Annotated in this window: 23 protein-coding genes; 20 read left to right on the top strand and 3 right to left on the bottom strand. The window is 54.5% G+C overall.

The features are described from left to right. Position 1 precedes the first annotated feature (1 nt). The 3 genes from deoC to AAFJ72_RS08260 all read left to right on the top strand — a co-directional run bounded on the left by deoC (position 2) and on the right by AAFJ72_RS08260 (position 1,828). The gene (gene deoC / locus AAFJ72_RS08250; protein ID WP_122904609.1) at positions 2-667 is read left to right on the top strand and encodes a deoxyribose-phosphate aldolase; all 666 of its coding nucleotides are present in this window, start codon (positions 2-4) and stop codon (positions 665-667) included. 107 nt (positions 668-774) lie between these two features. Next, positions 775-1,170, top strand: coding sequence for a CidA/LrgA family protein (locus AAFJ72_RS08255; RefSeq protein WP_122904608.1), 396 nt, complete (start codon positions 775-777; stop codon positions 1,168-1,170). Next, on the top strand, positions 1,163-1,828 hold the full coding sequence (locus AAFJ72_RS08260) for an LrgB family protein (RefSeq protein ID WP_122904607.1): 666 nt from the start codon (positions 1,163-1,165) through the stop codon (positions 1,826-1,828). Before AAFJ72_RS08255 ends, AAFJ72_RS08260 begins: the two co-directional genes overlap by 8 nt. On the opposite strand, the gene AAFJ72_RS08265 is transcribed toward AAFJ72_RS08260, so the two are convergent. Beyond that, the gene (locus tag AAFJ72_RS08265; RefSeq protein WP_432776723.1) at positions 1,809-2,783 is read right to left on the bottom strand and encodes a Na/Pi cotransporter family protein; all 975 of its coding nucleotides are present in this window, start codon (positions 2,781-2,783) and stop codon (positions 1,809-1,811) included. The genes AAFJ72_RS08260 and AAFJ72_RS08265 overlap by 20 nt on opposite strands. 131 nt (positions 2,784-2,914) lie before the next feature. Between AAFJ72_RS08265 and AAFJ72_RS08270 the strand changes: the two genes are divergently transcribed. Next, positions 2,915-4,210: a class I SAM-dependent rRNA methyltransferase gene (locus tag AAFJ72_RS08270; protein WP_432776724.1), complete on the top strand. Its 1,296-nt coding sequence runs from the start codon at positions 2,915-2,917 to the stop codon at positions 4,208-4,210. Between the two features lie 117 nt (positions 4,211-4,327). On the opposite strand, the gene AAFJ72_RS08275 is transcribed toward AAFJ72_RS08270, so the two are convergent. Beyond that, the gene (locus tag AAFJ72_RS08275) at positions 4,328-4,822 is read right to left on the bottom strand and encodes a hypothetical protein (RefSeq protein WP_122904604.1); all 495 of its coding nucleotides are present in this window, start codon (positions 4,820-4,822) and stop codon (positions 4,328-4,330) included. Between the two features lie 235 nt (positions 4,823-5,057). Between AAFJ72_RS08275 and AAFJ72_RS08280 the strand changes: the two genes are divergently transcribed. Beyond that, positions 5,058-6,185 (top strand): D-alanine--D-alanine ligase, encoded by a 1,128-nt coding sequence (locus AAFJ72_RS08280; RefSeq protein WP_122904603.1) that lies wholly within the window; start codon positions 5,058-5,060, stop codon positions 6,183-6,185. Between the two features lie 116 nt (positions 6,186-6,301). Here the strand turns inward: AAFJ72_RS08280 and AAFJ72_RS08285 are convergent, their stop codons facing one another. Further along, positions 6,302-7,684 carry a UDP-N-acetylmuramoyl-tripeptide--D-alanyl-D-alanine ligase gene (locus tag AAFJ72_RS08285; protein WP_432776725.1) on the bottom strand — a complete coding sequence of 461 codons (1,383 nt, stop codon included), beginning with the start codon at positions 7,682-7,684 and terminating at the stop codon, positions 6,302-6,304. Between the two features lie 260 nt (positions 7,685-7,944). Between AAFJ72_RS08285 and rpsU the strand changes: the two genes are divergently transcribed. The 15 genes from rpsU to recO all read left to right on the top strand — a co-directional run bounded on the left by rpsU (position 7,945) and on the right by recO (position 18,155). Then, complete coding sequence (gene rpsU / locus AAFJ72_RS08290) at positions 7,945-8,118, top strand: 30S ribosomal protein S21 (protein WP_005833076.1); 174 nt, start codon at positions 7,945-7,947, stop codon at positions 8,116-8,118. Between the two features lie 17 nt (positions 8,119-8,135). Further along, entirely contained in the window at positions 8,136-8,582 is a 447-nt protein-coding gene (locus tag AAFJ72_RS08295; RefSeq protein WP_432776726.1) for a GatB/YqeY domain-containing protein, read from the top strand. 149 nt (positions 8,583-8,731) lie between these two features. Beyond that, a complete protein-coding gene (locus tag AAFJ72_RS08300) occupies positions 8,732-10,066 on the top strand; it encodes an NfeD family protein (RefSeq protein ID WP_432776727.1) in 1,335 nt (444 codons plus the stop codon). 15 nt (positions 10,067-10,081) lie between these two features. Continuing rightward, positions 10,082-11,086: a flotillin-like protein FloA gene (floA, locus tag AAFJ72_RS08305; protein ID WP_432776728.1), complete on the top strand. Its 1,005-nt coding sequence runs from the start codon at positions 10,082-10,084 to the stop codon at positions 11,084-11,086. A gap of 11 nt (positions 11,087-11,097) precedes the next feature. Continuing rightward, entirely contained in the window at positions 11,098-11,595 is a 498-nt protein-coding gene (locus AAFJ72_RS08310; protein WP_432776729.1) for a hypothetical protein, read from the top strand. A gap of 151 nt (positions 11,596-11,746) precedes the next feature. Continuing rightward, positions 11,747-11,953 carry a sigma-70 family RNA polymerase sigma factor gene (locus AAFJ72_RS08315; protein ID WP_122904597.1) on the top strand — a complete coding sequence of 69 codons (207 nt, stop codon included), beginning with the start codon at positions 11,747-11,749 and terminating at the stop codon, positions 11,951-11,953. A gap of 241 nt (positions 11,954-12,194) precedes the next feature. After that, the gene (gene yqfC / locus AAFJ72_RS08320) at positions 12,195-12,491 is read left to right on the top strand and encodes a sporulation protein YqfC (protein WP_122904596.1); all 297 of its coding nucleotides are present in this window, start codon (positions 12,195-12,197) and stop codon (positions 12,489-12,491) included. A 26-nt stretch (positions 12,492-12,517) separates the two neighbouring features. Then, the gene (yqfD, locus tag AAFJ72_RS08325) at positions 12,518-13,726 is read left to right on the top strand and encodes a sporulation protein YqfD (RefSeq protein ID WP_432776730.1); all 1,209 of its coding nucleotides are present in this window, start codon (positions 12,518-12,520) and stop codon (positions 13,724-13,726) included. 41 nt (positions 13,727-13,767) lie between these two features. Beyond that, positions 13,768-14,739 carry a PhoH family protein gene (locus tag AAFJ72_RS08330; RefSeq protein WP_122904594.1) on the top strand — a complete coding sequence of 324 codons (972 nt, stop codon included), beginning with the start codon at positions 13,768-13,770 and terminating at the stop codon, positions 14,737-14,739. A gap of 35 nt (positions 14,740-14,774) precedes the next feature. Continuing rightward, a complete protein-coding gene (gene ybeY / locus AAFJ72_RS08335; protein ID WP_432776731.1) occupies positions 14,775-15,254 on the top strand; it encodes an rRNA maturation RNase YbeY in 480 nt (159 codons plus the stop codon). Between the two features lie 9 nt (positions 15,255-15,263). After that, positions 15,264-15,635 (top strand): diacylglycerol kinase family protein, encoded by a 372-nt coding sequence (locus AAFJ72_RS08340; RefSeq protein WP_432776732.1) that lies wholly within the window; start codon positions 15,264-15,266, stop codon positions 15,633-15,635. Positions 15,636-15,810: 175 nt separating this feature from the next. Then, positions 15,811-16,209: a cytidine deaminase gene (cdd, locus tag AAFJ72_RS08345; protein ID WP_432776733.1), complete on the top strand. Its 399-nt coding sequence runs from the start codon at positions 15,811-15,813 to the stop codon at positions 16,207-16,209. Further along, on the top strand, positions 16,202-17,119 hold the full coding sequence (gene era / locus AAFJ72_RS08350; RefSeq protein ID WP_122904590.1) for a GTPase Era: 918 nt from the start codon (positions 16,202-16,204) through the stop codon (positions 17,117-17,119). The genes cdd and era overlap by 8 nt, the downstream gene beginning before the upstream one ends. A 116-nt stretch (positions 17,120-17,235) precedes the next feature. Continuing rightward, on the top strand, positions 17,236-17,391 hold the full coding sequence (locus tag AAFJ72_RS08355; protein ID WP_122904589.1) for a YqzL family protein: 156 nt from the start codon (positions 17,236-17,238) through the stop codon (positions 17,389-17,391). After that, a complete protein-coding gene (recO, locus tag AAFJ72_RS08360) occupies positions 17,382-18,155 on the top strand; it encodes a DNA repair protein RecO (protein ID WP_122904588.1) in 774 nt (257 codons plus the stop codon). The genes AAFJ72_RS08355 and recO overlap by 10 nt, the downstream gene beginning before the upstream one ends. The last annotated feature ends 156 nt before the right edge of the window (positions 18,156-18,311 follow it).

An 18,311-nucleotide genomic window follows, 5' to 3' on the forward strand; every position in this document is an offset into this window, starting at 1 on the left:
TATGCAGTTGAACAAATACATTGACCATACCCTTTTGAAGCCGGAAACTACGCAAGAGATGATCGACAAGCTCTGCGCGGAAGCAAAAGAGCACGATTTCATGTCTGTGTGCGTCAATCCTTTCTGGGTAAAACGTTCTGCCGAGCTGTTGGCGGGTACAGATGTGAAAGTGTGCACCGTAATCGGCTTTCCTCTGGGAGCGAACACGACTGCGGTAAAAGTGGCGGAAACACGCGACGCGATTGCCAACGGCGCAACCGAAATCGATATGGTGCTGAACATCGGCGCCCTGAAATCCGGTGATCTGGAAACAGTGAAGCAGGACGTGGCTGCCGTGAAGCAAGCGGCCGGAGATGTGCTCGTGAAAGTCATTTTGGAGACAGGGCTTCTCACCGATCAGGAAAAAGAAATCGCCTGCAAGCTCTGCGTGGAAGCAGGCGCAGACTATGTGAAAACGTCCACCGGCTTTGGCGCAGGTGGAGCCACTGTAGAAGACATTGCTTTGATGCGGAAAACTGTCGGCCCTGATATTGGGGTAAAAGCATCCGGCGGTGTGCGCGACGGCGAGACAGCTCTCGCCATGATCGAGGCAGGTGCGAGCCGCATCGGTACGAGCTCCGGCATCGCGATTGTGACTGGGGCAAAAGCAACAGGCACCGGATACTAGAACGCAAACAAAGCCTGGCCGATGTAAGGGCCGGGCTTTTTCCGTCCTAAATTTGTGAGCGCTCCAAAAAAGATTATGGGAAGAGAAAACGGGGAGGGTTGTGACAGATGAAAATGGTCACAGGGATCGGTATTCTTCTTGCTTTTTACGGAGTGGGAGTGCTGGCGAGCGAGTGGCTGCACATCCCTTTGCCTGGCAACCTGGTCGGGATGCTCTTGTTGACGATTGGGCTTGTCACCGGCTGGATTCGGATGGAGTGGGTAGAGAAGGCGAGTATGTTTCTCATTCGCCACATGATGCTGTTTTTCGTCCCGATTATCGTCGGGGTAGCCACCTATCTGAATTTGTTTGCCCAGGCTCCGTGGCCGATTGCGCTGTCGCTGATTGTGGGGCCGCTTTTGGTCATGCTCGTCACGGGCCGGGTGGTCCAGAGCTATTTGCACCGCCAGCAGCAAAAGACAGAAGCTGCGGCAGTGGAGGAGAGGAGGACGCTGGATGCTTAGTCAATGGTTGGCGATTCTCGTCACGCTGGCAGGCTATCGCGGGGCACTCCTGGTAAACGCCCGCTTTCCCCGCTTGCAGCCGATCATTGTCGCTGTCGTGCTCGTCTGGCTGATCTGGTGGGCCGCAAGCGATGACTGGGAAGCTTTTTCTGATGGGGGCAAGTGGATTTCGTTCTGGCTCGGTCCCGCTACTGTCGCGTTGGCGGTTCCGCTCGCCAAACAAATCCGGGAGTTTGCCCACATCTGGCGCGGCGTTTTGCTCGGCGTCTGTGCGGGGTGTGCCGTGGCGATTGCGTCTGTGTATGCGATCCACTGGTGCTTTGGCACAGATGACTTGCTGCTCAGAAGCATGCTGAGCAAATCGGTCACGACGCCGATTGCCTTGGAACTGGCGGCGTCGATTGGCGGAGTGCCTGCTCTTGCTGCCTTTTTTACGGCGCTGACAGGCATGGTCGGGGTGATGATCGCGCGCCCTGTCCTCAAATGGGGCCGGATTACCGACGACTGGGCAATCGGAATCGCCGTGGGAACGAGTGCGCATGCGATTGGAACAGCCAGCTTGAACCGGATTTCCCCTGTCCAGACAGCGGCTTCGAGCGTCGCGATGATCGTCGCGGGCGTCGTCACCTCGCTGTACCTCATCCCGTTTTCTTATTGAGCCAGACGGTCGTTGCAGGCGGTTGCCGTCTATCCGGAATGATCCACTGGATAAAGCGGGCAATCTGGGACGCAAACGGCAAGGCGGCCATCGAGCAGATCAGATTGAAGATTGTCTGGGAATGGGCAATCTGCATCGAAGGGCTATCCGTTAAAAAGGCGCTTACCTGGGCAAGCTGGGTTAAAAAAGGTAAAAAAACAATCGCGCCCGCGACGTTGAACAGCGTATGGCACCAGGCAACCTGCTTCGAGGCGGTATTCGCTCCGATTGCGGCAACAACAGCGGTGAAGCATGTGCCGATATTGGCTCCGAGCACGATGGCAAGCGCAGTCTCCATGGATAAAATCTGATGGCTGAGCAGCCCCATCGTGATAACAGTCGTCGCTGACCCGCTGTGGATGAGCGCGGTGAAAACAATTCCCGTGACAAGGCCGATCCAGATGGAATGGCTGCTCTCCAAAAACAGGGAGCGGAACGTCTCGGATTGCTCCAACGGCTTTGCCATCAGCTTCAGCGTATCAATTCCGAGGAAGATCAGGCCGAACCCGGCAATGACAAGGCCCGTGCAGCGAACGTTTCGGCGCGGCATCAGCCAGAGAGCCACGCCGACGAGCAGCATGGGGATGGCGAACGACTCCAGCTTCAATGCAACCAGCTCTGTCGTCACCGTCGTGCCCAGATTGGTGCCGAGAATGATGCCGACCGTCTGGGCGAACTGGATGATGCCGGCATTGGTCAGGCCGATGGTCAGGACGGTTACGGCGCTGGAGCTTTGCAGGACAAATGTGGCGATCAGTCCGATCCAGAAGCTATGGTAGGGCGTGCGGGTGAAGCGCGACATCCATTCTTCCATTTTTTTGCCCGCCAAATTTTGAAAGCCGGTCCGCATCGCATACATACCAATGAGAAAAAAGCATAGCCCGATCGTAAACGGGACGAGAATGGAGAAGATCACAAGCTGGGTTCCTCCTTCTTGATTGCAGTACAAGCGAGGCTGGCCGCAAGCGTGCGGAGCCAAATGCAAAGGAAATTACTATTACGCTATGCCTGTACGAGGGCAAGCATGACAAGGAGAGGATCAACTGCATGGCGAGAGTGCTACTGAATCAGCATCGGAAAAAGCGGCTGGAAGCGGGACACCCGTGGGTTTTTCAGTCGGAGGTCATGGAAATCCAGGGCGAGGTCGTGCCGGGGGAGATCGTCGAGGTTACGAATCACAAAGGTCACTTTTTGGCAAAAGGCTACATCAACCCCGCCTCGCAAATGATCGTGCGCATTTTGAGCTACGATCCGAACGAAGTGATCGACTATGCGTTTTTCTTGCGCAAAATCAGACAGGCAGCGCAGTTTCGCGAAAGGTTTGTGGACAACCCGCGCGCCTGCCGCGTCATTTACGGCGAGGCCGATTTTTTGCCTGGGCTGATCGTCGATCGTTACGAGGATACGCTGGTTGTACAGGTTCTTTCGCTGGGCATGGAAAAGCGGATTAACTGGATTCGCGATGCGCTCGTGGAAGTGTTTGCGCCGACAGGCATCTATTTGCGCAACGACGTGCCTGTGCGCAAGCTGGAAGGGCTGGCGGAAGGAAAAGGCGTCCTGTACGGAGAATGTCCGCGTGAAGTATTGATCGAGGAAAACGGCCTGAAATACTACGTGGACATCGTCGAGGGGCAAAAAACCGGATTTTTCTACGACCAGCGGGAAAACCGCGCTTCGATTGCGCCATTGATGAAAGGCTGGGGCGAAAAGCACGGTATTACCCTCCAGCACGTAGAAATAGATGGCGAGCAAAAGCTCATGCCTGTCGACAAGCGGGGAAAAGTCGTCAAAAATCCGTTCTGGGACGGGGCAGAGGTGCTGGAGTGCTTCACGCATACCGGCTCGTTCACACTAAACGCCTGCAAGCACGGGGCGAAAAAAGTGACCGCGCTTGACATCTCCGAGCACGCCATCGAAACGGCGAAGCGCAACATTACCTTGAACGGCTTTTTGCATCGCGTCGAGTTTGTCGTCGCCAATGCGTTTGACTATTTGCGGGCAAATGTGGAGGCGGGCAAAAGCTGGGACGTGGTCATTCTCGACCCGCCAGCGTTCGCCAAGTCGCGAGGAGCCGTCAAAGGCGCCTGCCGCGGCTACAAGGATATTAACCTGAACGGGATGAAGCTCGTCCGTCCGGGCGGCTTTTTGGTCACGGCCTCCTGCTCGTACCACATGTCTCCCGAGCTGTTTTTGGAAACGATCCAGGACGCGGCGGTCGATGCGAAAAAAATCTTGCGGCTGATCGAGTGGCGCGGAGCCGGGAAGGACCATCCGCAAATCAGCGGGGCTGACGAAGCGCATTACTTGAAGTTTGCCATTTTTGAAGTGCGTGATCGCAAGTAGAAAAAGAAAGCAGCGCCGAAGCGTATCTGGCGCTGTTTTTGCGTTCATGGGGAAAATGGGGGCGCTACTCGCGCCAACTGGCTGACACCCGCCGTCTAGCTCGTCAGACTGCCGGGCTTACTGTGCAAATTGTTTGTCGTTTTTCACCTGCCGGACGAGGTCGAGAGCTTTTTTGAAGCCGAGCTCTTTTCCGAGCAAGACTTGTCCTTCGGCGGGGGTGGCAGCGCGGGCCTGGCTTAATGTCTGCAGCTCGTGGGTCAGCAAATGCTCGATGAGGTAGAGCTGGACCTGGCCGATTTCACGCTCGCTTTTGCGGTCCCGCTCCCGGAGCTTCGCCCGTTGCTGGCTTTCCTCCACATATTTGTCGATGTCATCCTCAAGAAAATGGGAGGCGTTGCAAATAATTTGCCGATAGTCATCCGTCTGGGAGGGAATCGGCCGGATGGTGTGCCCAAGGTGAGCGAGCAAAAATTTGTTCAGGACGATGCTGTCCCGCGTGTAGTCGTTGTGAAGGAGCGAGTACTCCCCCAAAAAAGTGCCGTTGTCTTTGTCGTAGCTGTGCAATAGCGTGTACGAGGAGCAATAGGTACAGTAAAGCAAGTAGTCTCTCATGGACATCCCTCCAGCAAAATAGCTCCATGACAGCGTTTTTACTCCCCATGATATGACGAAGTTTCGCGGTGGGTGATACTTGCTTCTCTTGTAATTGCCGATCGGTTTGTGTATGCTAAATGACGAGCTTTTGCCCGGTACAACGTGCAGAATCTGGGCGTTTGCATAGTATAGGGGAGAGATGAAACTAAGGTAGACTCTTTTGCCTGCCACATAGGAAAGGAGCATGGCACGGATGGGAACAGAAAAAATCCGTCTGGGAATTATTTATGGGGGAAAATCCTCGGAGCACGAGGTTTCTTTGCGGACAGCCTTGTCGATCATGAAGGCTGTGGATGCGAATAAATACGAGGTAACGCCAATTTACGTGCAATTGGACGGCTCTTGGGTAAAAGGAGAGGCGCTGGCAGGCCAGCTGCCGGAAACAATCGACGCGCTGCGCCTGACGGCTGGCGCACAGTCACCTAACCAGCCAGCCGCGGCTGGACAGGAGCTCATTACGGCAAGCAAGCCGGCGTCCATGTTTTCCATCGGTCAGCAGGTAGACGTGGTCTTCCCGGTCGTACACGGACCAAATGGCGAGGATGGCACGATTCAAGGGCTGCTGGAGCTCGCCAACCTGCCTTATGTCGGCACGGGCGTCATGGCCTCCGCTGTCGGCATGGACAAGTGGATGATGAAGACGGTCTTCGCCCAGGTCGGTCTGCCGCAGGTGAAGTACGTAGGGCTCTTGCGCTCGCAATGGGAAAAAAGCCCCGAGGAAGTCGCGGAAAAAATCGAGCGTGAACTCGGCTATCCGTGCTTTGTCAAGCCAGCGAACATGGGCTCCAGCGTCGGAATCAGCAAAGCGAAAAACCGCGAGGAGCTTGTGCAGGCACTCAATCTCGCTGCCCGCTTTGACCGCAGGCTGATCGTGGAGGAATTTGTCCAGGCGCGGGAACTGGAGATCGGCGTACTTGGCAACGAGGAGCTCATGACGTCGGTGGTGGGCGAGATTATCGCGGCCAAGGAATTTTACGATTACGAAGCCAAGTACAAAGGAGCGGGCACAGAGTTGTCCATTCCTGCGGCCATTCCGGCGCATGTCGCCGAAGGGATCGCCGACATCGCGAAAAAAGCGTTCCAGGCGCTGGATGGTTCCGGGCTTTCCCGTGTCGACTTTTTCTGGGATGAGAAAAATGACAAACTGTACATTAACGAAGTGAATACCATGCCAGGCTTTACGCCGTTCAGCATGTACCCGATGCTGTTTCAGGCAGCAGGAATCAGCTACAGCGAGCTGATTGACCGTCTCGTGCAGCTTGCGCTCGAACGCCATGCCGACAAGCAGCGCAACATCGTCGAAGCGGAAGGGCTGGAATAGCTGGAAGAGGGAAGGAGAAAAGGTGCTAGCAAATAGCGCCTTTTTTCGTATGTCAAAAAAAAGAACGCAGCCGAACCGAAAAAAGCGCCCCCCGTCCAGACGAGAGGCGCTGTATTTCAAAAGTGATTTTCCAGATCGTCAAGCAATGTCCACAGCTCCATGCCTTTTGACGCTTTGAACAAAAAGGCGTGGCTTGTATCGCGTAGCGGCAAGAGAGCGGTGAGTGCCTCTGCCTTCGTGGCAAAATGCAGCTTGTTGCCGCCGTAGGCATCGTGCAAGTGGCGGCTGTCTTCGCCGACGGTGACGAGCAGCTCGATGCGATCCGCAATGTCTGTGAGCGCTTGGCCGACTCCGGCGTGCATCTGGGCGCTTTGCGGCCCCAGCTCGTACATGTCGCCCAGGACGAGCACTTTTTGGCGAGACGGAAACAGTTCGGCAAATGTGCGGGAAGCGGTTTCCATCGACGACGGGCTGGCGTTGTAGGCGTCGCTGATGTACAGCGAACCGTGCCTGGAGGGCACCTGCTCAAAGCGCATGGCGGACAGCTTGGCAGTCGCCAGTGCCTGGACGATCTGCTCAGTGCTCATGCCAAGACGCTTGGCGATGGCGACTGCTGGCAGAGCGTTCAGCACGCTATGCTTGCCGTGCAGGGGAAGAAATGCAGAAAAACGCTCCCCGGAAGCGAAGCAGACGTCAAACTGTGTCCCGCTGTCGGTCGGCTCGATCTTTTCTGCCCAGAGATCACAAGGCTCCTTGACCGAGTAGTACATGATCTCGCCGGGATACAGGTGGGCAATGCGCGGCAAATACTCCGAATCCTTGTTCAGCAGAACGAGGCCGTCCGGGGATGTGTGCGGCAGCAGCTCCGCCTTGGCGAGCGCAATTTTTTCCCGCGTGCCGAAAAACTCCAGATGCGATTCGCCGATGAACGTAATGACACTGATTTGCGGTTTGACCAGGCTGGCGAGCAGGTCGATTTCTCCGGCGTGATTCATCCCAAGCTCCAGGACGGCAGCCTGATGCTTCTCCTCGACTTGCAGCAGGGAAAACGGCACACCGAGATGATTGTTCAAGTTTTTATATGTTTTGTAAACGGGAGAGCGCGCCTCCAGTACGTGGGCAACGATGTCCTTGACCGTTGTTTTCCCGATGCTGCCCGTGATGGCGATATGCGGGATCGCGAACTGTTTGCGATAAGCTGCTGCCAGCTTTTGAAAAGCGCGCAGCGTGTCGTTGACGAGAATCAGACCGAAGTCTTTTGGCAAGCCTGCAGGAATTTTTTCCTGATTGGATATGATTGCGGCTACAGCGCCCTGTTCGACGGCTTGCAGCAAAAAATCGTGACCATCCCGTACACCGCTTGTCATCGCCACGAACAATGACCCAGGATTCAACTGGCGGGTATCGAAGTGAACGGATGACACGGCAAGATGCGGGGAACCTGCCAGCAAGAGTCCTTCCGCGTTGATGGCAGCCTGTTCCAGCGCAATTGGTTTCATGTGCACGAACTCCTTTTTCTCATGATCCTTCTCCAACCTCGAAGTCATGCTACCACGCGTCCGTTATGGCCGCAAGACAAAATTGCGGGACTGGCCGTCGCAGTCGCGTTGCGCCGTCCGCAATCATGATACTAGATTTCACGAAGAAAAACGAACTAAAGGTTGACCTGCATTAGTCAATTATCCTATAATGAAGTGTGACAGTCTGTTCGTACCACGATTCAGGCGTCCCACGGTTTTAGCGGAGGGAGGGAAGACAAATGGCAGAAATTCGAGTCAAGAAAAACGAGTCTTTGGATAGCGCACTTCGCCGCTTCAAGCGTGAGAGCGCCAAATCCGGTGTGATGGCGGAACTGCGTAAACGTCGTCACTTTGAGAAGCCTAGCATTCGGCGCAAAAAGAAATCCGAAGCAGCTCGCAAACGTAAGTACTAATGGACGGAGGGCCCATCATGAGTGTAATGGAGCGACTCGATCAAGATATGAAGCAAGCGATGAAGGACAAAGCTGCTCTAAAACTCTCTGTTATTCGCATGGTGAAAGCCGCTTTAAAGAATGAAGAGATTAACAAAGGCAGAACTTTGTCTGAAGACGAAGTGCTGACCATCTTGACTCGTGAGTTAAAACAACGCCGTGAATCCCTCCACGAATTCGAGAAGGCAGGCCGTGAGGAACTTGCCTTAAAATCGCGCGAAGAGATCGACGTGCTCTCCGCTTACTTGCCCGCTCAGCTCAGCGAAGACGAAATTCGCCATATCGTTCGGGAAGCGATTGCCGCCACGAATGCCTCTTCCAAAAAGGAAATGGGCAAAGTGATGGGGGCAATCATGCCGAAAGTGAAAGGCAGAGCAGACGGAACCCTCGTGCAAAAGATTGTATCTGAGGAACTACCATCGTAGACGAGCAACACCTCATATAGATACGAACGGAAAAACTCAGCCGGAAGAAGATGGCTGGGTTTTTTCTTTTTTTGAAACAATCTCCATCCTTTTTCGTATACCATAGTGGGCATGATGCTGAAGCTGATACAAGGAAGGAGGTACATGCAATGACTGCAGCAAGGCCAGCTTTGCGTCGTGTGCGACTGCTCTTTTCGTTTCTCTGCATGATGATGGGGCTTTCGATGTTTCTTGCAACACCGGGAACTTTTGCCCAAACCTATCAAAAAGCGGTCTGGGTTCCGGTAGACAACACGATTGAGCGCGGTCTGGAAAGCTTCCTGAAGAGAGCTTTTCATGACGCGGAAAAGCAACAGGCAGACCTTGTCATCTTGCATATCAATACGCCAGGTGGCGAAGTGGATGCTGCCGACCAGATTGGGCAGCTGATCCGCCAATCTCCCATGCGCACGATTGCCTACATTGACAATCAGGCTTTTTCAGCGGGTACCTATATCGCTTTAAATGCCAACGAAATCGTTATGACGCCAGGCAGCAGCATAGGGGCAGCGACTCCCATTGATCTGGCAGGCAATGCAGCCGACATCAAGTTCATCTCCGGGTGGAGCAAAAAAATGTCGGCAGCGGCCGGATTGAACAACCGAAATCCCGATGTGGCGCGGGCCATGGTCGAAATTGATACGGAGTTTCCGGGATTGAAGCCGAAGGGCACGGTGCTCTCGCTCGATGCCCAGCAAGCAAAAGCATTGGGCTACGCGGATCGCGTCGTTTCCGGCAAGGAAGAGCTGCTTGCCAGTCTGGGGATTGCAGGCGATTCCCTCCAGATGATCGAGCCGACAGGCGGGGAAATAGTCGCGCGCTGGGTGACCAGTCCATATGTCATGAGTCTCTTGCTCGTCATCGGTCTGGTTGGAATTGTGGTTGAGCTGTTTGCACCTGGCTTTGGTGTCGCAGGTACGATCTCTCTCGTTTCTTTTGGCCTGTATTTCTTCGGCCATTATGTGGCAGGCTTTGCAAACTGGCTGCACATCGGGCTGTTTGTGGTCGGAATATTACTCATGATTTTGGAAATATTTTTGCCAGGCGGTATTGTCGGGGCGATCGGTTTCATCAGTATCGTGACCGGGCTGGTAATGGCTGCTTACGACACGCAGCAGGGACTTGCTTCGCTGGGCATCGCCGCAGCCGTCACGGCTTTCGTCACATTTTTGCTCATCAAACGGTACGGCGTCAGAGGGTTGTTTGGCAAATTTGTTCTCGGTGACGTACAGCGAAACGAGGAAGGATATGTAGCGCCGAAGGACCAGCGTGACCTCGCCGGGAAGACAGGAATTGCCCTCACCCCTTTGCGTCCGGCTGGTGTCGTGAAGGTGGAAGGAAAACGTGTTGATGCGGTTTCGGCCGGAGGTTTTATCGACCCCGGAACGGCGATTGTCGTGGTGCAAGTAGAAGGCACGCGCGTCGTTGTAGCCGAACAAGAATAAAGGAGTGATTTGCATATGCTGGAAAGTGGATTGATACCTCTTATTTTTATGGTGGCGGTCGCCATCGTAGCTCTCTCGATTTTCTTCTCGTTCGTTCCGGTGATGCTCTGGATTTCCGCCCTCGCATCGGGTGTGAACATCGGGATCATTACGCTCGTCGCCATGCGTCTTCGCCGCGTCGTTCCGTCGCGCATCGTAAACCCGCTCATCAAGGCGCGCAAGGCTGGTTTGCAACTGGATACAAACCAGTTGGAGAGCCACTACCTGGCGGGTGGTAACGTGGACCGTGTCGTGGACGCACTGGTCGCAGCGCAGCGCGCAGATATTCCGCTCGGCTTCGAACGCGCCGCAGCGATTGACCTGGCAGGACGCGATGTATTGGAAGCGGTACAAATGAGCGTGAACCCGAAAGTAATTGAAACACCAGTTGTAGCAGCCATGGCAAAAGACGGGATCGAGCTGCGCACCAAAGCGAAAGTGACTGTACGCGCGAACATTGACCGCCTGGTCGGTGGTGCGGGGGAAGAAACGATCATCGCGCGTGTCGGGGAAGGCATTGTCTCGACCATCGGTTCGTCCATCAGTCACAAGGACGTATTGGAAAATCCGGACCTCATCTCCAAAACCGTACTGAACAAAGGTCTGGATGCGGGAACGGCGTTTGAAATTCTCTCGATTGACATTGCAGACGTCGATGTAGGCAAAAACATCGGGGCGCAACTGCAAACCGACCAGGCCGAAGCCGACAAGCGCATCGCGCAGGCAAAAGCCGAAGAGCGCCGTGCGATGGCGGTTGCCCAGGAACAGGAAATGATGGCGCGCGTACAGGAAATGAAGGCAAAAGTAGTAGAGGCAGAAGCGCAGGTTCCGCTTGCGTTGGCAGAAGCGTTGACCAGCGGCAAATTGGGCGTCATGGATTACTACAACCTGCAAAACATTGCAGCGGATACCCAAATGCGCCAATCGTTCGGGCATCCAGGTGACAAACAGGACCCTGATTCGCCTGATCGGCAAGAGTAAGGGCGAGTGCCATGGACGAACTCATTGAGCTCCTCTTTGACTTGTTTGGCTGGGTTCTGCCTCTGATTGGAAAGTACTGGTTTATCATACTGGGCTACATCGGTTACAAACTGCTGGGCTTGGGCGGCAAAGGGAAAAGGATGGCACAAGGAAAGCCGACCCCCCCTCTGACGCCTGTCGAAACCCCCTGGGTGGAAGAGCCTGCTGTGACACAGGAGCGGCAAACGGTGCGGGCCTCTGCCAAATACGAGCCAATGGAGCAGGACACGGAATCGATGGAAGGTGTCGGAGTGGAGCAGGAATGGGCCTTTCCCGAGCCTGCGCGCGCTTCGAATGGCTCCACGATCCGCGTGTCCGCTGCGGCAGCAGAGCCGGCTCCACAGCGAGCGAAGCTGCGGTCTGTCAACAATGCGGACCCGCGCGAGGGCATGAAGTGGGCGCTGATTTTTGGGGCGCCGCGCTCCAAAGCTCCTTACTTTGCCGAGCGCTCCCGCAACGCGATCAAATAGCTTATTTGTACACCCGACAGGCGAACATCATGGTTGCCTGTCGGGTGTTTGCGCTTGTCGAAAATTTGGGCTTGTCTCCACGAATACGGTTGAATATCCTGTAGTGTATAGAAACCGTTTCCACTGATGAGAAGGAGTGGTGGACAAGCGAATGAGTGAGCAAATTTTTGAGCAAATGGGGCGCTTTCGCCAAAAAGTGATTCGCCTTGCCATCTTTGAAAGAAAATCCATTTATGAAACAGCCATTGCTTGCGGCTGCTCCGCGGAAAAGGTCAAGCGGGTCCTGAAAAAATGGAGGACGCTTACACGAAGCGAACAGCAGTTGTCCGCCTTCCTTGCAAAAGAACAGCAGAGATAGACCTCTGGCACTTGGAAACTCCAAAGTGCCAGAGGTCTTTTATTTTTGCCCATGCTCCCTTTTTCGCCCAAAATCGGCTGTCTCTACTGGAAATGCGCGGATCGGCTTTTCGTATGAATGACACACAGATCGCTCGCATACGCATAGGTAAGAATGATCTTGCACCAGCAGCCCGGAAGCGAGATTGGCAACGACCCAATTTAGAAAACGGCGCATGCGCCAGTAGAAGGGGGGCTTATCCATGAAGCGTTGGAGCCGCCGTCTGCGCCAATTGGCCGGAGGTGTGTTGGATCTGCCGCAAGATGTGGTCCTGGAAGTCCCGCGGATTACGATGATCGGTCATTTGCAAATGTACATAGAGAACCATCGCGGTGTTTTGCATTTCAGTGAACATGAGCTGCGCTTGCTGCTTACAAACGGGCAGATGATAGTCTCAGGCGAACAGCTTGTCATCAGGGCGATTTTGCCGGAAGAGGTGCTGCTCGAAGGACGGATTGGCGGGGTCAAATTTTTGGAGACAGGGCCGCAGGACAAGTAGCGCAAAGAAAGGTGGAGACGGCACAGATGCGAAACGGACTCAAGGAATGGGTAGATGGACACATCACCATTACCGTGCGGGGGAAGCGTTTTGAACGTTTGCTGAATATGGCCGTACGGGAGGGCATCCGGATCTGGAATATTCGCAGGGTCGGTTCGGAGGTGAGTCGCTGCGATATATTGATTCGCGACTATTTTCGCCTGCGGCCGCTGTTGCGGGAGACAGGCTGTCGCAGTCATGTGGAAAGCAGGGAGGGCCTTCCGTTTTGGCTTTTGCGCGTGCGCAGACGCGCGGGACTGGCTATCGGGGCGGTTTTGTTTTTGATCGGATTGTACATGCTCTCCTCGTTTGTATGGAGCGTCGAAGTGACCGGAACCAAGTATATCGATCCGGCGCGGGTCATACAGGCTGCCGGACAGATCGGGATTAAGGAAGGGGCCTGGAAGGTCAAACTAAAGGAACCGCTGATCCTGCAAAAAGAACTGCTGAGCCTGCTGCCCGAAGCAGCCTGGGTCGGCATCGACATCCAGGGCACGAAGGTCAGGCTGCAAGTAGTGGAGAAGGAAGCGCCTGTCAAGCCGCTCGCGACAGGCCCGCGCCATCTCGTGGCGAAAAAACGGGCGGTCATCCACAAAATTCTTCCGGAGGTCGGCAAAAGCCAGGTGACGAACAACCAACTCGTCGAAAAAGGGCAGGTGCTCATCTCCGGCATCATCGGCAACGAAGAGCGCCAGCAGGCCGTATCCGCCCGCGGCAAGGTGCAAGGCGAGGTCTGGTATGTCAGCAACACAACAGTACCGCTAAAGCAAACTCTCTATCGGCTGACCGGAGAGCGGCAAAAGCAGCAGTATTTGCTGGTAGGGCCGTACGCGATTCAGGTCTGGCCATTTACCAGGGAAGTGTTTGCAGAGGCCCGGACGGAAGAAAAAAGGTTCGTCCCCTCCTACGCCGGGTATACGTCGCCGATCGGCTGGAAGACCGTCACCTACTCGGAAATCGAGCCGATTACGAAGCAATTGAGCAAGGAAGAGGCGACGGAGATCGCGAAAAAATTCGCGAGAGCAGACATTTTGCAAAAAGCTGGGAAAGATGCGTTCATTCAGGACGAAAAAGTTTTGCACGTCACCGCAGAGAATGGTAAAGTTTACGTAAGCATTCATTTTTCCGTCATTGAAGAAATTGCCGTTGAACAGCCGATCATACCCCCGGCACCTGTGAACAATGGCAATCCGTGACGCGATATTGATGATAACCGTTGCAAGGAGATGGAAGCCTGTTGCACGTACAAGATGAGGTAAGAATCCCGTTTTCAGACGCATCTGAGGCCCTGCTGTTGTTTGGACCACACGACGCGTACCTAAAACTGATCGAGGAAAAAAGTCCTGCCCGAATCATGACCCGCGAAGGCGAATTGGTCATTAGCGGCGACAAGCCGGAAGTGGATAAGCTGACGGAGCTGATTGGCATTTTGCTGCAGCTCATTCGCAGAGGCATTCCACTGTCCGAGCGCGACATTTCATATGCGATGATGCTCGTTGGCCGGGGAGATGGAGCGCAACTGCTGGATGTTTATGATGAGGAAGTGGCACGTACCCAGCGCGGAAAGGTGATCCGGGCCAAAACACTCGGCCAGCGTCACTATTTGTCGGCGATCAAGAAGCACGACATCGTCTTCGGAATCGGGCCTGCCGGAACGGGGAAAACGTATTTGGCGGTGGTCACAGCCGTAACCGCGTTGAAAAATGGACGTGTCAAACGGATCGTTCTTACCAGACCGGCTGTAGAAGCGGGGGAAAGCCTTGGATTTTTGCCTGGCGATCTGCAGGAAAAGGTAGACCCGTATCTGCGTCCGCTCTACGATGCCTTGTATGACATGCTCGGCAACGAGCAGGTGGCCAAGATGATGGAGCGCGGACTGATTGAAGTCGCTCCGCTTGCGTACATGCGCGGCCGTACACTGGAAGACTCGTTCGTCATTTTGGACGAGGCGCAAAACACCACTCCCGAGCAAATGAAAATGTTTTTGACCAGGCTTGGGTTCGGGTCCAAAATGGTCATCACGGGTGACGTGACACAGGTTGACCTGCCCAAAGGCAAAAAGTCCGGGCTGCGGGAAGCGGAGCGGATTTTGAACCGGATTCCGGATATCGCCTTCATTCAATTCCAGGAAGGAGATGTCGTGCGACACAGCCTGGTGCAAAAAATTATCGCTGCCTATGCCAAGGAAGAAGTCGATCACGGCTATTGATAAATCGCGTTTGTAAAAAAGGAGATTGTTTATCTGTGCTATCTGTAGAAATCCTCCATGAAGAAATCGAAGCGCTTGATGAAAGCCTGCAAAAACTGCTGACCGACTGTCTCGAAGCATGCGCAAAGCTGGAGGACGTGCAGGGAGAAGTAGTCGTTACGCTGGTCACGAACGAGCGGATTCACGAGCTGAACCGCGACTATCGCGGAGTGGATCGTCCGACAGACGTTTTGTCCTTTGCCATGAATGAACAAGGGGAGGGCGAAATGGAAATCTTCTTCGACGAGAGCGAAGCGGACGAAATCCCGAACATGCTGGGAGACATTATCATCTCGGTGCAAAAAGCGCGTGAGCAAGCTGAGGATTACGGCCACTCCTTTGAAAGGGAGCTGGGCTTTCTCGCTGTGCATGGCTTTCTCCATCTGCTCGGCTACGATCACGGCACGCCGGAAGAGGAGAAAGAAATGTTTTCCCGTCAAGAAAAAGTGTTGGAGCAAATCGGCTTGACGAGGTAGGAGATCACGTTGAAGGAATTCCGGAGATTGGCGAAAAGCTTCGGCTGCGCCTTGCAAGGAATCGGGCATACCGTAAAGACACAGCGAAACATGCAAATCCACGTAGCCGCTGCTGTAATCGTACTGGTGGCGGCATGGTGGCTGCACATTCCCCGCAGCGATGTTTTGCTGGTCTTTTTTTCTATCGGTCTTGTCTTTTCGCTGGAGCTGGCGAATACGGCTGTAGAAGCAGTTGTCGATCTCGCCTCGCCAGACTGGCACGAAAAAGCGAAGATCGCCAAAGACGCGTGCGCTGGGGCTGTGCTGGTGGCAGCGATTTTGTCTGTCGTGATCGGCATCGCTGTCTTCGGGCCGCCTTTGCTGCAAAAAATAGTGGGCTAAGAGGTCATCCCCCAGCAGGACTGGCCGTAGCCCCGCCGATACAATAGACCGGACGAGCCTTTTTGGGAGGCCATGAAGTCTGGTCTCTTGTCGTCTCTTCGTGAGGGGGCAGGTGCCCTTTTTTGCGATTCGTGAAAAATCGTGGTAGAGACTACGAATAAGAGGAATGATGAGAATGGATAAACAAGCGTTACTGGCGAAAGCCATCGAAGCAAGGGAGCTGGCGTACGTGCCGTACTCCAGGTTTCAGGTGGGAGCCGCGCTGCTGTGTGAGAGCGGCAACGTATACCTGGGCGGCAACATCGAAAATGCCGCGTACTCGCTGTGCAACTGCGCGGAGCGGACCGCCCTGTTCAAAGCGTATTCCGAGCGCGATCGTACATACAAGGCGCTCGCAGTGGCGGCAGACACGCCAGGGCCGGTATCTCCGTGCGGCGCTTGCCGCCAGGTGATCGCAGAGCTTTGCCCGCCGGACATGCCGGTATATTTGACCAACCTCAAAGGTGACGTAGAGGAAACGACAGTATCTGCCCTTTTGCCAGGGGCATTTTCCAAGGAGGATTTACGTGGATAACCGCAAGACCAAAAAGTCATTCAAATCTGGGTTTGTTTCGATTGTCGGCAGACCGAACGTAGGCAAATCGACGCTGCTCAATCACATCGTCGGCCACAAGATCGCGATCATGTCGAACAAGCCGCAAACGACGCGCAACAAAATTACCGCTGTGCATACGACGGAAGAAGGGCAGATCATCTTCCTCGACACGCCGGGCATTCACAAGCCGCAGTCCAAGCTGGGCAACTACATGGTGTCGGTTGCAGAAAACACGTTGAACGAAGTCGATCTCGTGCTGTTTGTAGTCGACGCGACGGAAAAGCGCGGCGCAGGGGACGATTACATCATCGAACGCTTGAAGCAAGTGAAGACGCCCGTATTTTTGGTCATCAACAAAATCGACAAGGTTCATCCGGAGGCTTTGCTGCCGATTATCGACGATTACCGCAAGTTGTATGATTTCAAGCAGATCGTTCCAATCTCCGCGCTGGAGGGCAACAACACCGGCGCGTTGACTGAGGCGATCATGGGTGAAATGGAAGAAGGCCCGATGTTCTACCCGGCCGACCAAGTGACCGATCACCCGGAGCGCTTTGTCGTAGCAGAGCTGATTCGGGAAAAAGTGTTGCACTTGACACGCGAGGAAGTGCCGCACTCGATCGCGGTCGTCGTAGAAGAAATGAAGCGCGGCGAAAACGGGAAGACGCTGTACATTTACGCCGCGATCTATGTAGAGCGGGATTCACAGCGCGGGATTCTGATCGGGCAAAAAGGCCAGATGCTCAAGGAGATCGGCCGACGGGCGCGTAAAGACATCGAGCGTTTGATGGGCGATCAGGTGTTTTTGGAACTGTGGATCAAGGTGAAAAAGGACTGGCGCAACCAGGAGCGCATGCTGCGCAACTTCGGCTTTTACGACGAAGAATAGACGGGACAAACAGCATCGTTTTCATTCGTGTTAATTTTTCCAAGGCATAGAAAAACGGGCGCAGGTGATTCTAAGAAGGAAGTGGATAGACCCGATACAGGAAAGGATGATGCACCATGCTTCGTGACTTTTCTTGGAGAGTTTTCGCTTCAACCGGTGACATCCATGCTTACCTTCTCTATCGCGATCACCATCAGGCAGACAGCTCCGCAGAAGAAGCTCTGCCTGATCTCGCCCAAGAAGAATTGGGTGACTCGCAGGCATGCTTGTAAAGTGGGAAGGGATTGTCATTCGCAGCGTGGACTACGGCGAGTCCAGCAAAGTGGTGACGTTGTTTACCAGGGAGAACGGCAAGCTTGGCGTGATGGCGCGCGGTGCCAAAAAGACCAAGAGCCGTCTTGCCGCCGTCTCCCAGTTGTTTTCACACGGCTACTTTCTGTGCAAAGCAGGGCCCGGAGCAGGAATGCCTGATTTGTCACAGGGGGACATACTGGATTCGTTTCGGGATATGCGGCAGAGCCTCACTGCGACGGCTTATGCCGCTTACATAGCGGAGCTTTTGGATCGTTTGACACACGAGCGGGAGCCGAATCCTTTTTTGTTCCAGTTGCTCCTTCAGACGTTTCGCTACCTGGATGAAGGAGTGGACCCGGAAATTCTTTGCCGGATTTTCGAGACGAAGATGCTGATCGTGGCCGGAATCTCCCCGCAGCTGTCAGCGTGCGCGAACTGCGGACAGCAGCGGGAGCCGTACGCGATCAGCGTGTCACAGGGGGGACTGTTGTGTCCTTCCTGTCAGCCTTTTGATCCGTATGCCTTGGCGGTTACGCCTTCTACCTGGAAGCTTTTGCGGCTGTTCCAGGTCTTCGATTTGGAGCGGCTCGGCGAGATCGAGGTGAAGCCGGCGACGCGCAGCCAGCTTAAGCGCGTTATCCGCGGCTTCATGGATGAGCATCTCGATCTGCGGCTGAAAAGTCGCGCATTTCTGGAACAGCTGGAGCGAATGGAAAGGATGGCGCAGCCGGACAGCGACTGATTGACATCCCATTTTCTTTTCGCTATGATAAGTAGCAAACTTACATACCGAGTGTTGCCATGAAGGAAAGGAGTAGTCGGCCACTGTGTGCCAGTAGCGAACCGGGGACGGTGCAAGCCCGGTCACCATGCCGATGAAGGGCGTTCCGGAGCAATT

It is taken from the genome of Brevibacillus gelatini (genome assembly GCF_050920745.1).
GTDB lineage: Bacteria > Bacillota > Bacilli > Brevibacillales > Brevibacillaceae > Brevibacillus > Brevibacillus gelatini.

What these genes read in the sequence shown, in the direction of transcription:
- AAFJ72_RS08315 (WP_122904597.1), top strand. Translation starts at nt 11,747, where the DNA reads ATGAGTGAGCAAATTTTTGAGCAAATGGGGCGCTTTCGCCAAAAAGTG.
- AAFJ72_RS08355 (WP_122904589.1), top strand. Translation starts at nt 17,236, where the DNA reads ATGCTTCGTGACTTTTCTTGGAGAGTTTTCGCTTCAACCGGTGACATC.
- recO (WP_122904588.1), top strand. Translation starts at nt 17,382, where the DNA reads ATGCTTGTAAAGTGGGAAGGGATTGTCATTCGCAGCGTGGACTACGGC.
- rpsU (WP_005833076.1), top strand. Translation starts at nt 7,945, where the DNA reads ATGGCAGAAATTCGAGTCAAGAAAAACGAGTCTTTGGATAGCGCACTT.
- AAFJ72_RS08260 (WP_122904607.1), top strand. Translation starts at nt 1,163, where the DNA reads ATGCTTAGTCAATGGTTGGCGATTCTCGTCACGCTGGCAGGCTATCGC.
- AAFJ72_RS08295 (WP_432776726.1), top strand. Translation starts at nt 8,136, where the DNA reads ATGAGTGTAATGGAGCGACTCGATCAAGATATGAAGCAAGCGATGAAG.
- AAFJ72_RS08300 (WP_432776727.1), top strand. Translation starts at nt 8,732, where the DNA reads ATGACTGCAGCAAGGCCAGCTTTGCGTCGTGTGCGACTGCTCTTTTCG.
- deoC (WP_122904609.1), top strand. Translation starts at nt 2, where the DNA reads ATGCAGTTGAACAAATACATTGACCATACCCTTTTGAAGCCGGAAACT.
- AAFJ72_RS08275 (WP_122904604.1), bottom strand. Translation starts at nt 4,822, where the DNA reads ATGAGAGACTACTTGCTTTACTGTACCTATTGCTCCTCGTACACGCTA.
- AAFJ72_RS08255 (WP_122904608.1), top strand. Translation starts at nt 775, where the DNA reads ATGAAAATGGTCACAGGGATCGGTATTCTTCTTGCTTTTTACGGAGTG.
- AAFJ72_RS08310 (WP_432776729.1), top strand. Translation starts at nt 11,098, where the DNA reads ATGGACGAACTCATTGAGCTCCTCTTTGACTTGTTTGGCTGGGTTCTG.
- AAFJ72_RS08285 (WP_432776725.1), bottom strand. Translation starts at nt 7,684, where the DNA reads ATGAAACCAATTGCGCTGGAACAGGCTGCCATCAACGCGGAAGGACTC.
- floA (WP_432776728.1), top strand. Translation starts at nt 10,082, where the DNA reads ATGCTGGAAAGTGGATTGATACCTCTTATTTTTATGGTGGCGGTCGCC.
- yqfC (WP_122904596.1), top strand. Translation starts at nt 12,195, where the DNA reads ATGAAGCGTTGGAGCCGCCGTCTGCGCCAATTGGCCGGAGGTGTGTTG.
- cdd (WP_432776733.1), top strand. Translation starts at nt 15,811, where the DNA reads ATGGATAAACAAGCGTTACTGGCGAAAGCCATCGAAGCAAGGGAGCTG.
- AAFJ72_RS08270 (WP_432776724.1), top strand. Translation starts at nt 2,915, where the DNA reads ATGGCGAGAGTGCTACTGAATCAGCATCGGAAAAAGCGGCTGGAAGCG.
- AAFJ72_RS08280 (WP_122904603.1), top strand. Translation starts at nt 5,058, where the DNA reads ATGGGAACAGAAAAAATCCGTCTGGGAATTATTTATGGGGGAAAATCC.
- yqfD (WP_432776730.1), top strand. Translation starts at nt 12,518, where the DNA reads ATGCGAAACGGACTCAAGGAATGGGTAGATGGACACATCACCATTACC.